We start from the raw sequence: 14,446 nt of genomic DNA on the forward strand, positions 1-14,446 counted from the left end.
TCATGAATAATCGCTCTGAAAACGGCACCACAGTAGGCTTTGACGAACACAGTCGGGCTGAAAGTTGGGATAGCAATGATCGACTTGAAACTGAGTCCTCTGCGGCCAACATCTACGCTGAGGGTGGCTTATCTCGTTTACAAACCTATGCAGCAAATCAAGTTTCGGGGAAAAAAGTGACAGCTTCTTGGCGTGCCGCTTTGGCAGTTCGCGATGCCGGACCGCCGGCAATGTTGCGCAGTGTGCGCCCTAATATTGTGCAATCTATTCGTGCTTTCCGTACTCCGGATCTACAGGAAGCTGCTACTGAGCTCGGCCAACATTTCATTTACGCTAATTGCGCTAATGCCATGACTAAGGGTGAGGTTTTAGAGGCGATTGCGATTGCTTACTCATTTACTAAGCAGCAGGCCAAGAATTTTGACCCATTGCTAGATGCTTTAACCACCACAGTAGATAAGTCAGGTCCACAGCCTGGTTTCGTTGTGGTGCTCGAAGGTTTGCCTTGTACCCAGAAGTTTGACAAGGAAGCCCGTGAAACGCTCTTGGATGTATTCCGTGATGCGGTGGACTTTTGGTCTGAGCGTCGTACACCTTATCGCGTGTTCTACTCATTCGCTTAAAAGCATTCAGCACTCTGAAAAGCGCCTCTATTTGAGGCGCTTTTGCATTTCTGGGTCCCAAACACTATGTACGGCAGTGATGGCAACTACCCCAGCAGTCTCAGTCCGTAATATGCGGTCGCCCAAAGAAACGATTTGATAACCTGCAGCCGCTGCCAATGCCTCCTCCTCTGGCGAGTGGCCACCTTCCGGCCCAATCATCAGAATCACGTCTTGCGGCGTTTCTTCAATCAGTACTGAATACAGACTTTTGTCGGTATCTGGGCTTAAAAGTAGCTTAAGTTTAGCTTTTTGAGGCTTTTGTAGATAACTTTGAAAAACTTGTATTGGCTCAACCGTAGCAAAGACAGTCCGGTCGCATTGCTCGCAGGCTGCCTGAACAATGCCTTGCCAATGCAATACCCGTTTTTGGGCGCGTTCAGCATCGCTTGAGCGGGTTAATTTAATCACGGAACGTTCGCACTGAAGCGGCACAATCACTTGAGCCCCCGTTTCAATGCCCTTTTCAACGATCCAGTCCATCTTATCGCCTCCAGCAAGCCCTTGGGCCAGAGTGATGGCGTAAGGGCTCTCACGGTGGGTATCTTGGCGAACATCGCTTAACTCGGCCTCCCCAGTTTTATTGCTCAGAGATAGCAGTTTTGCCTTGGCTACATGGCCCTCACCGTCAAAGATGGGGAAGAATTCGCCGACCTGAATCCGTCGAACGCGCAAATGATGTGCAAGCTCGGAAGTGAGGGTGGCTGGCTTTTGGGTTTCCCATGGGCCGGGAAGATAAAATTGAGGCATTACTGAAATATAGCTAATTTATTTTCCTCGAGACCAAATTTACGATGTCAAACCTTCAAATTCGTATGGCCAATGCCATTCGCGCTTTATCCATGGATGCAGTTCAACAAGCCAATTCAGGTCATCCTGGAATGCCGATGGGTATGGCCGATATCGCAGTCGGTCTATGGAACGATCATTTACAGCACAACCCGACGGATCCGCATTGGATGAATCGAGATCGCTTTGTTTTATCAAATGGTCATGGCTCGATGCTGTTGTATTCCTTGTTGCATCTGACTGGTTACGACTTACCAATTGGTGAGTTGAAAAATTTCCGTCAACTGCATAGCAAAACACCGGGACATCCTGAGTATGGAATTACACCTGGCGTAGAAACGACTACTGGACCGCTGGGTCAGGGCATTTCTAATGCAGTCGGTATGGCGCTTGCGGAAAAATTATTGGCTGAAGAATTCAATCGCCCTGGTCACAATATTGTTGATCACTACACCTACGTATTTCTAGGTGACGGTTGTTTGATGGAAGGCATTAGTCATGAGGTCTGTTCATTAGCGGGCACACTCAAACTCAATAAGTTGATTGCGCTGTGGGATGACAACGGTATCTCCATTGATGGCAAAGTCGTTTCTTGGTTTAACGAGGACACGCCAAAGCGTTTCGAAGCTTATGGTTGGAATGTGATTCGCGATGTGGATGGTCATAGTGCTGAAGCGGTCTCCGAGGCGATTGCGAAAGGGAAGAAGAGTGACAAACCAACCTTGATTTGCTGTAAGACTGCTATTGGTCAAGGCTCACCCAATATGGCTGGTAGCGATAAGGTGCATGGCTCTCCTTTGGGCGCTGCGGAAATTGCTGCAACGCGTGTGGCATTGAACTGGCCGTATGCGCCGTTTGAAATTCCGAATGATATTTATGAGGCTTGGGACTTCAAGAAACGTGGACAAGCTGCTGAGCACGAGTGGAATAAAGAATTCCAAGCGTATAGAAATAAATATCCAGAGTTAGCTTCTGAATTGCAGCGTCGCATGCAAGGTGATTTATCTAAAGATTTTTCATCTACGCTTGATGCATATCTCAAGACGTGTCAATCTAAAGCGGAAACTATCGCTACTCGCAAAGCAAGTCAAAATGCTATCGAGGCTTTGGCTCCTGCGTTGCCAGAGTTCATGGGTGGATCTGCTGACTTAACTGGTTCTAATTTAACAAATTGGTCAACCTGCAAACCAGTGCGCGCGGATCAATGGGGTAACCATATCAATTACGGTGTTCGTGAATTTGGTATGAGCGCCATCATGAACGGTATCGCTTTACATGGCGGATACATTCCGTTTGGCGGCACTTTCCTCACCTTCTCTGACTACAGTCGCAATGCTTTGCGTATGGCAGCATTGATGAAGTTGCGTAGCATTTTCGTCTTTACACATGACTCCATTGGTTTGGGTGAAGACGGCCCAACCCATCAATCAGTTGAGCATGTAGCTAGCTTGCGTTTGATTCCGAACCTAATGGTTTGGCGTCCATGCGATACCACTGAAAGCGCCGTTGCTTGGGGTGCTGCGGTTGAGCGTAAGAACGGTCCAAGCGCATTGATCTTCAGTCGTCAAAATTGCCCATTTGTTTCACGTAATAGCCAGCAGATTAAAGATATCGCTCGCGGTGGCTATGTTCTACGTGACCCAAAGAAAACAAAGATTGACGCAGTGATCATTGCTACTGGTTCTGAAATTGCCTTGGCATTACAAACAGCGGATCGTCTAGAAGCTGAAGGCCTTGGCATTCGCGTAGTGTCGATGCCGTCTACAACAGTATTTGATCAACAGGATGCTGCCTACAAAGCAAAAGTATTGCCGGCCAATATTCCGCGCATTGCTGTTGAAGCAGGCGTGAGTGATTTCTGGTGGAAGTACGGTTGCGCAGCTGTGCATGGTGTGGATACCTTTGGTGAGTCAGCACCTGCGCCGCAGTTATACGAGTACTTTGGTTTAACGGTTGATCAGATTGCCAAAACTGTAAAGCAATGCATTGCACAGAAATAAAGCTCAGCTCAACAACGTTGGTTTAAGAATTTAATATTAGTAAGGGGAATGGAATGACAATTCGTGTCGCAATTAATGGTTATGGTCGTATTGGTCGCATGGTCTTGCGTGCTTTGTATGAAGATCAAGTGAATGGCAAGCCAAGACGGGATATCAAAATCGTGGCGATTAATGCCATGGGCGATATCGATATCAATGCACACCTTACGCAATATGATTCCGCGCACGGCCGTTTTCCTGCTGAAGTAACAGTAGATGGCGATTGCATGGTGGTGAATGGCGATCGCATCAAAATGTTCTCAACACGCAATCCTTTGGAAACCCCATGGGGCGAGTTGGGTGTGGATCTGGTTTTGGAATGTTCTGGCAAATTCACTTCCAAAGAGAAGGCCATGGTTCACATCTCCCAAGGCGCGAAGAAGGTGCTTATTTCTGCTCCTGGTGAAAAAGACGTGGATGCCACGATTGTTTACGGCGTAAACCAACAGGTACTTAAGCCAAGCGATATCGTTGTTTCGAATGCGAGCTGCACAACCAACTGTTTGGCTCCATTGGTGAAACCACTGTTAGAGAAGATTGGCATTGAGTCTGGTTTGATGACCACGATTCACGCATTTACTAATGACCAAGTATTGACTGACGTGTATCACAAGGATATGCGCCGTGCCCGTTCCGCAGTGACCAGCATGATTCCTACCAAAACAGGTGCAGCAAAAGCAGTTGGTTTGGTATTGCCAGCTTTAGCAGGTCGTTTTGATGGATTTGCGATGCGCGTTCCTGTGATCAACGTTTCTGTAGTGGATTTAACTTTCGCCGCTAGTCGCGCTACGAGCGTGGATGAAGTCAATTCCATCCTCAAAACAGCCAGCGAAGGTGAGTTGAAGGGCATTTTGGGCTTCAATACCTTGCCTTTGGTATCCATCGATTTCAATCACGACCCGCGTCCTAGTATTTATGACGCCTCCCAAACGCGCGTTTCTGCCGATGGCAAGCTTGTGAAAGTCTTGGCTTGGTACGACAACGAGTGGGGTTATTCAGTACAGATGCTCAATGCCGCTGAAGCATTGATGGCTGTGAAATAAGAATTTCTCCGGAAATATGCATTAACAGCCGTTAAAATTCTGTTAATGATGTAAAAAAGACCTCAATTGAGGTCTTTTTTCATTATTTGCTCTTATCTTGCAGAAATTTATAGCTTTGGCTTATTACGGCAATTCTTCTTCTGGCAGTGCCCATACATCGCTAAAGAGTGCTCCTGGAGCTTAAAACCAAGGTTTTTAGCAATATCGCGCTGTCTTTTCTCGATTGCCTCATCCACAAACTCCTCTACATGGCCGCAATCTAGGCAAACCAAGTGGTCATGATGTTGCCCTTCATTGAGCTCATAAATGGCTCTGCTATCCCCCTTGCTAGACTCAAAGTGGCTACGCAGTAGAAGTCCTGCCTGTTCAAACTGGGTGAGCACCCGATATACCGTTGCCAAACCAATTTCCTTGTCATCTTTGGCTAGGGCCATAAAGACGTCTTCTGCACTGAAATGCGTGCCGCCGTTTTGATGGAAAAAATCCAGGATTTTCATGCGTGGACCAGTAGCTTTTAGGCCAATGTCGCGTAAATCTGCAGGAGTCGGGTTTTGGTTCATATTCATGGGTTTGGGAGCTAAAATCAATGTCTTAATGATACGGCCTGCCATGCAAAATTGCCCTCTACTTTTTACCCGTCTTTTGAACTCTATTTCTAGGGTGTTTAGCCTTGCTCGTTTTGGGCTGCTGATCGCTGTGATTGGGGGCTCTTTTGCTATTTCTGCTTGCACTAGTGCGGTAGATGAAACCCAGCGCGCCTGGATGAATAAAGTATTTCGTCCTTATGTGCCAGACGTGGTGCAGGGCAACTTTATTTCTAGTGAGCAATACGCGAAGTTGCAAGTGGGGATGAGTCGCGAGCAGGTTCGTCAAATTTTGGGCACACCTTTGCTTGCAAGTTATTTCCACGCCAATCGCTGGGACTACGTTTTTGAATTCAAGCGTGCCGGTCAAGTGATGGGCAAAGACCGTCGCGTGACGGTCTTTTTTGAAGGTGATAAGTTGGTTAAATTCCAGGGTGATGCATTGCCAACCGAAGTCGAGTTAGTCGCTGAAATCGATGGCTACGCAAAAACCAAGAGATCATTCTGGGATGTGATGACTGGTTCTAACAAGCCTCCAGTGACACCTCCTTTACAGCAGCCTGAGTTACTGGTTCCTAGTCCAACAGATAATTTGCCTGCTGGTGCGGTTGTGCCTGCCGCTACTACCAGCAGTTCTTTTTGGGACTTTTTTAGTTTTTCAAAGAAACAGCCAGAAGCTCAGCCCGACCTCCAGCAGTTAGGCCCCGGCGCTCTGAATGCTCCGCAGGCTAGTGAAGCTAAATAAAGATTTTTTGTGTTGATGCTGAGTGAACTCTTTCAGCAACCTTAATAAGAAACGAAGATATAAATGATGAAAATCGCAATTGCCGGTGCTACTGGCCGCATGGGAAAAATGTTGATCGAGGCTGTTTTAAATAGTCCCGATGCTGAATTGGTAGGCGCACTAGAGCATGACTCTTGCCCGCAGTTGGGTGAAGATGCCGGCGCTTTCTTGGGTAAAAAAACAGGCGTAGCGATTACATCTGATATTTCGAAGGCTTTGACTGGGGCTGAATTTTTAATCGACTTCACTCGCCCAGAGGGCACGATGGCGCATCTTGCGGTAGCGCAAAAGACTGGCAGCAAAATGATTATTGGCACAACGGGTTTAAGTGCTGAACAAATCGACAATCTTAAAAAAGCTTCAGCAAATTTGGCGATTGTGTTTGCCCCCAATATGAGTGTTGGCGTCAACGCGACCTTCAAGTTGCTGGAGATTGCAGCAAAAATGCTGAACCAAGGTTACGACATCGAGATTATTGAGGCTCATCATCGTCACAAGGTAGACGCTCCTTCTGGAACCGCTTTGAAGATGGGAGAGGTGATCGCCGATGCGTTGGGTGAGAAGTTGGATGATGTAGCTGTCTATGCCCGTGAAGGCCATACCGGTGAGCGTAAAGAAGGCTCGATTGGTTTTGCGACTATTCGGGGTGGCGATATCGTAGGTGACCACACCGTGTTATTTGCTGGTGATGGTGAGCGCATTGAAATCAGCCATAAGTCTTCTAGCCGTCAGTCCTATGCCCAAGGTTCATTGCGTGCCGCACGTTTCTTGCAAGCTCAGGCCACTGGTTTGTATGACATGCAAGATGTACTTGGTCTTCGCAAGTAAATCATCAAAGATGATCACTGTTAACCAATATTAATTAGTCAATAAAAATAGAAGAAAAGAGTTGTATTGAATGAGTAAGGATTACGACCACCGCAGTATCGAGTCGGCAGCGCGAGCTGATTGGGATAGTGCGCAAGTGTATAAAGTTACCGAGAATGCCGTAGACGCTTCTGGTAAACCAAAGCCAAAGTACTACGCTTGTTCTATGTTGCCTTACCCATCTGGTAAGTTGCATATGGGGCATGTTCGTAACTACACCATCAATGATGTGATGGCGCGACAGTTGCGTATGCAGGGATATAACGTGTTGATGCCGATGGGCTGGGATGCCTTTGGTATGCCTGCGGAAAATGCGGCGATTCAGAATAAAGTGCCGCCAGCGCAATGGACCTACGACAACATTGCTTATATGAAAAAGCAAATGGCAGCGATGGGTCTAGCAATTGATTGGTCGCGTGAAGTAGCTACTTGTAGTCCAGATTACTATCGTTGGAATCAATGGCTCTTTTTGAAGATGCTTGAAAAAGGTATTGCCTACCGTAAGACTCAAGTGGTGAACTGGGATCCCATTGATCAAACGGTTTTGGCTAATGAGCAGGTAATTGATGGGCGCGGTTGGCGCTCAGGCGCTTTGGTTGAAAAGCGGGAGATTCCTGGTTACTACTTCAACATCACTGCATATGCTGAGCAATTACTTTCAGGCTTAGACGGCTTGGGTTGGCCTGAGCGTGTCAAGACCATGCAGCAAAACTGGATTGGTAAAAGTCGTGGTGTGCGTTTTGCGTTTAAACACGACATCGCCGATGCGCATGGCAACTTTATCCAAGATGGTCAGTTGTATGTCTTTACAACGCGCGCGGACACCATCATGGGTGTGACCTTTTGCGCGGTAGCGGCTGAACATCCTTTGGCGACTCAGGCTGCCGTTCACAATCCTGCTTTAGCTGCGTTTATTGAAAAATGCAAAACTGGCAGTGTGATTGAGGCCGACCTAGCTACTCAAGAAAAAGAAGGTATGTTCACCGGCCTGTATGTGACTCATCCTTTAACCAATGAGCCCGTACCGGTTTGGGTGGGCAACTATGTATTGATGTCTTACGGCGATGGTGCTGTCATGGGTGTCCCTGCGCATGACGAACGCGATTTTGCTTTCGCCCTCAAATATGATTTACCGATTAAGCAAGTGATTGCTTTGCGTGCGCCTTCTGAGATGTTCAATACAAGCCATTGGCAAGATTGGTATGCGCAAAAAGACGATGTGGTTTGTCTCAATAGCGGCAAGTACGATGGCATGTCCCACGAAGAGGCGGTAAACGCAGTTGCAGCCGATTTAGAAAAAATGGGCATTGGTGAAATTAAAACCACTTACCGTTTGCGAGACTGGGGTATTTCTCGTCAGCGTTACTGGGGTACGCCAATTCCGATTATTCATTGTGGCGATGAGCAGAATCCAGGCTGTGGCGCTGTTCCTGTGCCTGAAGCGGATTTGCCAGTCGTATTGCCAGAAGATTGCGTACCAGATGGCAGTGGTAACCCACTGAACAAGCGCGCCGATTTCCTGAATGTGAAATGTCCTCAATGCGGAAAACCCGCCCGTCGCGAAACAGACACGATGGATACCTTCGTGGATTCATCGTGGTATTTCATGCGCTACACCGGCCCAGATGCAAAGACTATGGTCGATGAGCGTAATGAATACTGGATGCCAATGGATCAGTACATTGGCGGTATTGAGCATGCGATCTTGCATTTACTCTATGCGCGTTTTTGGACCAAGGTCATGCGCGACCTCAATCTCATCACCTTTGATGAGCCGTTCCAAAACTTGCTAACCCAAGGCATGGTACTCAACGAAACCTATTACTCCGAAGAGGCTAATGGCAAGAAGACTTGGTTAAATCCTCTAGACGTAGAGTTAGACCTAGATGAAAAGGGTCGCCCACAAGGGGCCAAGTTGAAGGGTGATGCCAGTGGTACACCCGTCATTATTGGCGGCGTGGAGAAAATGTCCAAGAGCAAGAACAACGGCGTTGATCCTCAGGCATTAATTGATCAGTACGGTGCTGATACCGCACGTCTGTTCGTGATGTTCGCTGCACCACCAGAGCAGCAGCTCGAGTGGTCTGGAGCTGGCGTAGATGGCGCCTCTCGTTTCTTGCGTCGTGTTTGGATGTATTCAAGCAGTCAGGCAGATGCGATTCGTTCAGCTGGCGAAGCATTGCCCGGTGATTTGAATGATGCCGAAAAAGAATTGCGTCGTGAGGTGTATTCCATCCTCAAACAGGCTAACTTTGACTATCAACGTCGCCAGTACAACACCGTTGTATCCGCGGCGATGAAGATGCTTAATGTTTTGGAGCCAATCAAATTGGATGCAGGGGCCGCAGTGCGCCCCGCAGTATTGCGTGAGTGCTTGAGTATTCTCATTCGAGTGCTGTATCCAGTGGTACCGCATTTAACGCATGCCCTCTGGAAAGCAATTGCTTACGAGACATCTTTTGGAGCTCTTTTGGATGCACCTTGGCCAGTAGTAGATGAGGCTGCGCTCGTTCAGACCGAGCTCACCATCACGCTGCAAATTAATGGCAAGTTGCGTGGCGATATTCGTGTGCCGGCGGATGCGACTAAGGAACAAATTGAAGCATTGGCTTTGCAAAGTGAGCCTGCTGTGAAAGCTTTGAATGGCGCCACTCCAAAGAAGGTCATCGTGGTGCCTGGTCGTTTAATTAATATCGTTGCCTAACTGAAGAAGCTAAAGACATGAGCGTGAATCCTCTTAGACGTGCTGTGTTGGGTTTATTTGCTTTGGCTCCGGTCAGCGGGCTGATTGCTTGTGGCTATCGTTTAAGGGGAATGGTAGATTTGCCATTTAAGGTAATTGCCATTACTGGCAATCCTTCCCCGCCATTGCGCGCCGATCTGCAAACAGCCATTTTGACGGGTACAGATGCGAAGCTGGCAATTAATCCAAAAGATGCCGACCTCATCCTGGAAATTACTAGCGATATCAATGGCCGAGAGATCTTGGCATACAGCTCAAATGGTCAGGTTTCCGCCTACCGCCTCAATATCCGCGTTGGATTTAGGGCATATGACGTTAGTGGTGCCGACATTGTTCCTGAAGCAGAAATTTATATGACGCGAGATATGGACTTCTCGGTCTCCACTGTTTTGGCGACCGATGTTCAGATGCAGCAATTTCTTTCTCTCATGCGTCGCGATCTAGCAGTACAGATTTTGCGTCGTGTTGCCGCTTCTGCAATAGCGCCGCAGGTAAAAAGTTTCTAAAGAATGATGGCCCATTCGCATGGTTAAGAGCGATGCACTGCAAGTTCATCTGAAGTCGCTTAACTCCGCGGCTTCATTCAAACCCCTCTATATTTTTAGTGGGGATGAGCCCCTCTTAATGATGGAGGCAATGGATCAGCTGCGTGCGATTGCTAAAAAGATGGGGTACACCGATCGCGAAGTCCTCTTGCAAGAGCGTGGATTTGATTGGAGCGCCTTATTGAGTGCTGGTCAGACGATGTCCTTATTTGGCGACAAGCGTTGGGTTGAGTTACGCATCCCGACAGGTAAGCCTGGGCGTGATGGTGCAGAAGCCTTAAAGCAATTTTCTGCACAGATCGAATCTCAAGGTTCCGGACCAGAGGGTCCAGATACAATTTTTTGCATCATTCTCCCCAAGTTAGACGGAAAGACCAAGACCTCTGCCTGGTTTAGCGCTTTAGATGAAGCTGGCATGGCCATTCAATTGGATTCCTTAGATAGAGGCCAATTGCCACAATGGATTGCAGGACGATTGAAAAAGCAGGGTCAAGAGGTAGAGGCGGGCCCAGAGGGTCAACGTGCCTTGGCTTTCATTGCGGAGCAGGTAGAGGGCAACCTCATTGCTGCTCATCAAGAAATTCAGAAGCTGGGCTTATTGCATCCTGCTGGCGTGCTAACGGAAGAGCAAATTCGCTCAGCGATTTTGAAGGTGGCCCGTTACAACGTATTTGAATTGACTGAGGCAATGCTGGCGGGTGATCTGCCGCGCCTCAATCGCATGTTGGATGGCCTCAAAGGCGAGGGCGAGCCCTTGGTATTAATTCTATGGAGCGTGACTGAAGAGCTTCGGATACTATCAAAGCTCAAGGCAGCAAGTGATGCGGGCGAGTCAGTCCAGAATCTAATGCGTGCCAACCGGATTTGGGGAAATAAAGAACGGCTTTATCCGATGGCCCTTAAAAGAGTGCAACCATTGAAATTGCGCCGAGCCATGCAGGTTGCCGCTGGTTTAGATCGTCAAGCTAAGGGATTGCATGCGGCCGAATTGCCAGCCGATCCTTGGGATGGTTTGCGTTTGGTAGGGAATTTATTGCGCTAGAGACAATCTAGACCGAAGGTTAAATTGAGACAACACATCATTACTGAATACATAGCGAAATATGAGTGATTCCATTAAACAAATGATGCAAGACATTGGCCGACGCGCGCGTCAGGCTTCTCGCGCTATGGCGCGTGCATCGAGCGATCAAAAAAATCAAGCCTTGTTGCATATCGCAAAGTTAGTTCGTCAAAAATCTGATGAGATTCAAAGGGTGAATCAACTGGATGTCGCTCGCGCCAAAACAAATGGCCAAGATGCTGCATTTATCGATCGTCTCACCATGACGCCTAAAACAATTGAGTCTATGGCTTTGGGTTTGGAGCAGATCGTTTCTTTAGAGGATCCGATTGGTAAGATCACGCCATTACAGAAGCAAGCCTCCGGTATTGAATTGGGGCAGATGCGCGTGCCTTTAGGCGTAATTGGCATCATTTATGAGTCTCGCCCTAATGTCACTATTGATGCAGCCGCACTTTGCTTAAAGTCAGGTAATGCGGTGATTCTACGCGGTGGTTCAGAAGCGATTGATTCAAACACGTTACTGGCACAGTTGATTCAAGAGGGTTTAGATGCCGCAAATCTACCAATGGATGCTGTCCAGGTGGTGACTACTACCGACAGGAGTGCTGTAGGTGAAATGATCACCATGACTGAATATATCGACGTGATCGTACCTCGTGGCGGCAAGAGTTTGATTGCCCGCTTAATGGCAGAAGCCCGCGTACCGATGATTAAGCACTTGGATGGTATCTGTCATACCTATATTGATGCGGATGCGGATATCGAGATGGCGATTAAGGTGTGTGATAACGCCAAGACGCAACGTTATGCGCCTTGCAATGCGATGGAGACACTCTTGGTCAACAAAACCATTGCACCTCAAGTCTTACCAGCGCTTTGTAAGATCTACCAAGATAAGGGTGTGGAGTTGCGTGTTGACGACCAAACCCGAAACACTCTTGAGGCAGCGGGCTTTAAAGACTTAGTCAATGCCACTGAAGAGGATTGGCAAACAGAATATTTGGCACCAATTTTGTCAATTAAGACTGTTGCCGATATCGATGAGGCAATGAATCATATTGAGCAATACGGCAGTAAACATACCGATGCCATCATTACTAATAATCAAGCGCAAGCCAATCGCTTCTTGCGGGAAGTTGATAGTGCCAGCGTGATGGTTAATGCCAGCACTCGCTTTGCAGATGGTTTTGAGTATGGCTTGGGTGCGGAGATTGGCATCTCAAACGACAAATTGCATGCACGCGGTCCAGTAGGTCTGGATGGATTAACCTCCCTGAAATATATCGTCATGGGTCATGGCGAGATTCGTACTTAATCAATCCTGATTAAAGAACAATAAAAAAATACAGAACGGAAACTATTTATTATGGGCAATGCATATTTATGGACCAAGACACTGCACATCGTATTGATTGCTTCTTGGTTCGCAGGTCTGTTTTATCTACCTCGTATTTTTGTGAACTTGGCAGATGAAAAAAATCCTGAGGTATATGCGCGCCTTCTGGGGATGGCCGACCGACTCTTTCGTTTTATGACTATTTTGGCGATACCGGCAGTCTTGTTGGGTTTAACCCTTTGGTTGCATTTCAAGATTGGCGCTGGCGAGGTGTGGATGCATGCCAAGATGTTCTTTGTCATTCTTGTCATTGGGTATCACCATGCATGCTGGAGTTTGCTGAAGAAGTTTCGCAATGGCGTTAATACCCGTTCGGGAGTTTGGTTCCGTTGGTTTAACGAAGTACCAGTCATTCTTTTATTGGTTGTGACAGCCTTAGTAGTCATTAAGCCTTAACGCTGATCCTCGACCAATTGTTTAATTCTTCTTACTATTTTTTATTTCCCCTTTTTAGATTGTTAGCCTCATGAGATTTTTTGTTGTTTGTCCAGGTGGATTGGAAGTGCCTCTTGCACAAGAGCTAGCAAGTATTGCGCAGCGTCCTGACTGTAAAGCTTTGGGTGCTTGGGTAATTGATCCTACGCCTACCAGTCCTACTGGTGGAGTTGGCTTAGCAGCACCAATTTCTGCTGCAATGGCCTTGAACCTGCATTCACGAATTGCAAGTCGCGTACTTTTACAGATGGCGGAATCGCCATACCGTCAGGAAGAAGATTTATATAAGCTGGCTAGTGGCTTGGCTTGGGAGGAGTGGTTTTCTTCTAAGCAAACCCTTCGAGTAGATGTGACTGCGCATCGCTCCCCACTCAAGAGTTTGAATTTCGCAACCCTAAAGATCAAGGATGCGATTGTGGATCGCCTGCGTGATGTGACTGGTGATCGTCCAAGTATTGATACTGCATTTCCGGATGTGCGCGTACAAGCCCATCTGACTGCAACACATGCTACCATCTATTTAGATACTTCTGGAGAGGCTTTATTTAAACGTGGTTGGCGTGATGAAAAAGGTGATGCGCCTTTAAAAGAAAATCTCGCAGCTGGAATTTTGTCGATTACCGGCTGGAAACCTGCTCAAACCTTATTTGATCCGATGTGCGGTAGTGGCACCTTTTTGATTGAGGCTGCACAAATGGCTTTGGCTATTCCGCCTGGTGCCATTAGGGCGGGGATGTATGGGGATGATGTCAAACCAAGTCGCTTGGCCTATCGTCCATTAGTGACTTCTGCTCATGGCTTTGGTTTTCAAAGACTCAAGCCTTTTAACGAGGCTGCAGAGCAAAAACGTTGGGTCGCTATAAAAGAAGCTGCGCAAGCGGAGATGTTAGAAAAGCGTAAGCAATTTCCGGATGCTGAATCCCTGGGCATAAGTGGCGGTGATATTAATGAACGCCTGGTGGCGATGTTTAAGGGTAATTGGCAGCGTGCTCAATTGCCAGGCCTTCCAGTGACACGACAGATTGACGCTTTGGCCAGCAAGCCCCCTACAAACGCTAAAGATGGCGTCATGTTATTGAACCCGCCTTATGGCGAGCGTTTGGTGATCAAAGGTGGTCGTGGGCAAGAGCGAGATTCTGGACGCGATGCGGATCATGAATTGGATGAGCCAGAGGACCGTTTTGCACACAATCTGGAAACGGGACGCCAAAGCGCTAAACGCTCTAGTCGTGAGTCCTTGAAAAAACTGCAGGCACAAGAAGAGCAAGATCCCAAGTTTGTGGAATTCTTGCGTCAATTTGGTCAGCATTTGAAGGATGCTTTTGGTGGCTGGAATGTCTTTGTACTGACGGCGGATATGGCTCTGCCAGGACAGTTACGCATTAAAGAGTCAAAGCGTACGCCTTTATTCAATGGCCCGCTAGAATGCAGACTGTTTAAGTTTGAGATGCATCAAAAACGCGATGCTGCAGCGGATTTAAAATAAAAAATAT

Annotated in this window: 13 protein-coding genes; 11 read left to right on the forward strand and 2 right to left on the reverse strand. The window is 47.5% G+C overall.

All coding sequences use genetic code 11. The features are described 5' to 3' along the window. The first annotated feature begins 2 nt into the window (after positions 1–2). Positions 3–623, forward strand: a complete 621-nt coding sequence (locus FD960_RS01165; RefSeq protein WP_215299336.1) for a barstar family protein — start codon at positions 3–5, stop codon at positions 621–623. 27 nt (positions 624–650) lie between these two features. Here FD960_RS01165 and FD960_RS01170 read toward each other — a convergent pair whose 3' ends face one another. Then, a complete protein-coding gene (locus FD960_RS01170) occupies positions 651–1,412 on the reverse strand; it encodes a 16S rRNA (uracil(1498)-N(3))-methyltransferase (RefSeq protein ID WP_215299337.1) in 762 nt (253 codons plus the stop codon). 44 nt (positions 1,413–1,456) lie between these two features. Between FD960_RS01170 and tkt the strand changes: the two genes are divergently transcribed. Further along, the gene (gene tkt, locus FD960_RS01175; RefSeq protein WP_251369809.1) at positions 1,457–3,451 is read left to right on the forward strand and encodes a transketolase; all 1,995 of its coding nucleotides are present in this window, start codon (positions 1,457–1,459) and stop codon (positions 3,449–3,451) included. A gap of 53 nt (positions 3,452–3,504) precedes the next feature. Continuing rightward, positions 3,505–4,533: a type I glyceraldehyde-3-phosphate dehydrogenase gene (gene gap, locus FD960_RS01180; protein ID WP_215299338.1), complete on the forward strand. Its 1,029-nt coding sequence runs from the start codon at positions 3,505–3,507 to the stop codon at positions 4,531–4,533. 107 nt (positions 4,534–4,640) lie between these two features. Here gap and fur read toward each other — a convergent pair whose 3' ends face one another. Continuing rightward, positions 4,641–5,099 (reverse strand): ferric iron uptake transcriptional regulator, encoded by a 459-nt coding sequence (fur, locus tag FD960_RS01185; protein ID WP_215300525.1) that lies wholly within the window; start codon positions 5,097–5,099, stop codon positions 4,641–4,643. Positions 5,100–5,142: 43 nt separating this feature from the next. Here fur and FD960_RS01190 point away from each other — a divergent pair, with 43 nt between their 5' ends. The 8 genes from FD960_RS01190 to FD960_RS01225 all read left to right on the forward strand — a co-directional run bounded on the left by FD960_RS01190 (position 5,143) and on the right by FD960_RS01225 (position 14,439). Further along, complete coding sequence (locus FD960_RS01190) at positions 5,143–5,862, forward strand: outer membrane protein assembly factor BamE (protein ID WP_215299339.1); 720 nt, start codon at positions 5,143–5,145, stop codon at positions 5,860–5,862. A gap of 66 nt (positions 5,863–5,928) precedes the next feature. Next, positions 5,929–6,729 carry a 4-hydroxy-tetrahydrodipicolinate reductase gene (gene dapB, locus FD960_RS01195; protein ID WP_215300527.1) on the forward strand — a complete coding sequence of 267 codons (801 nt, stop codon included), beginning with the start codon at positions 5,929–5,931 and terminating at the stop codon, positions 6,727–6,729. Between the two features lie 70 nt (positions 6,730–6,799). Further along, the gene (gene leuS / locus FD960_RS01200) at positions 6,800–9,472 is read left to right on the forward strand and encodes a leucine--tRNA ligase (RefSeq protein WP_215299340.1); all 2,673 of its coding nucleotides are present in this window, start codon (positions 6,800–6,802) and stop codon (positions 9,470–9,472) included. Between the two features lie 17 nt (positions 9,473–9,489). Continuing rightward, complete coding sequence (lptE, locus tag FD960_RS01205; RefSeq protein ID WP_215299341.1) at positions 9,490–10,017, forward strand: LPS assembly lipoprotein LptE; 528 nt, start codon at positions 9,490–9,492, stop codon at positions 10,015–10,017. A 19-nt stretch (positions 10,018–10,036) separates the two neighbouring features. Beyond that, positions 10,037–11,098 carry a DNA polymerase III subunit delta gene (holA, locus tag FD960_RS01210; RefSeq protein WP_215299342.1) on the forward strand — a complete coding sequence of 354 codons (1,062 nt, stop codon included), beginning with the start codon at positions 10,037–10,039 and terminating at the stop codon, positions 11,096–11,098. 61 nt (positions 11,099–11,159) lie between these two features. Beyond that, positions 11,160–12,437, forward strand: a complete 1,278-nt coding sequence (locus FD960_RS01215; protein ID WP_215299343.1) for a glutamate-5-semialdehyde dehydrogenase — start codon at positions 11,160–11,162, stop codon at positions 12,435–12,437. A gap of 51 nt (positions 12,438–12,488) precedes the next feature. Further along, positions 12,489–12,914, forward strand: coding sequence for a CopD family protein (locus tag FD960_RS01220; protein WP_215299344.1), 426 nt, complete (start codon positions 12,489–12,491; stop codon positions 12,912–12,914). Positions 12,915–12,984: 70 nt separating this feature from the next. Beyond that, positions 12,985–14,439 carry a class I SAM-dependent RNA methyltransferase gene (locus FD960_RS01225; protein WP_215299345.1) on the forward strand — a complete coding sequence of 485 codons (1,455 nt, stop codon included), beginning with the start codon at positions 12,985–12,987 and terminating at the stop codon, positions 14,437–14,439. The last annotated feature ends 7 nt before the right edge of the window (positions 14,440–14,446 follow it).

Source organism: Polynucleobacter sp. AP-Nino-20-G2, assembly GCF_018688235.1.
In the GTDB taxonomy this organism is placed as follows: Bacteria; Pseudomonadota; Gammaproteobacteria; order Burkholderiales; family Burkholderiaceae; genus Polynucleobacter.

Coding starts and splice junctions, on each gene's coding strand:
- FD960_RS01165 (WP_215299336.1), top strand. CDS start 3: ATGAATAATCGCTCTGAAAACGGCACCACAGTAGGCTTTGACGAACAC.
- FD960_RS01170 (WP_215299337.1), bottom strand. CDS start 1,412: ATGCCTCAATTTTATCTTCCCGGCCCATGGGAAACCCAAAAGCCAGCC.
- tkt (WP_251369809.1), top strand. CDS start 1,457: ATGTCAAACCTTCAAATTCGTATGGCCAATGCCATTCGCGCTTTATCC.
- gap (WP_215299338.1), top strand. CDS start 3,505: ATGACAATTCGTGTCGCAATTAATGGTTATGGTCGTATTGGTCGCATG.
- fur (WP_215300525.1), bottom strand. CDS start 5,099: ATGAATATGAACCAAAACCCGACTCCTGCAGATTTACGCGACATTGGC.
- FD960_RS01190 (WP_215299339.1), top strand. CDS start 5,143: ATGCAAAATTGCCCTCTACTTTTTACCCGTCTTTTGAACTCTATTTCT.
- dapB (WP_215300527.1), top strand. CDS start 5,929: ATGAAAATCGCAATTGCCGGTGCTACTGGCCGCATGGGAAAAATGTTG.
- leuS (WP_215299340.1), top strand. CDS start 6,800: ATGAGTAAGGATTACGACCACCGCAGTATCGAGTCGGCAGCGCGAGCT.
- lptE (WP_215299341.1), top strand. CDS start 9,490: ATGAGCGTGAATCCTCTTAGACGTGCTGTGTTGGGTTTATTTGCTTTG.
- holA (WP_215299342.1), top strand. CDS start 10,037: ATGGTTAAGAGCGATGCACTGCAAGTTCATCTGAAGTCGCTTAACTCC.
- FD960_RS01215 (WP_215299343.1), top strand. CDS start 11,160: ATGAGTGATTCCATTAAACAAATGATGCAAGACATTGGCCGACGCGCG.
- FD960_RS01220 (WP_215299344.1), top strand. CDS start 12,489: ATGGGCAATGCATATTTATGGACCAAGACACTGCACATCGTATTGATT.
- FD960_RS01225 (WP_215299345.1), top strand. CDS start 12,985: ATGAGATTTTTTGTTGTTTGTCCAGGTGGATTGGAAGTGCCTCTTGCA.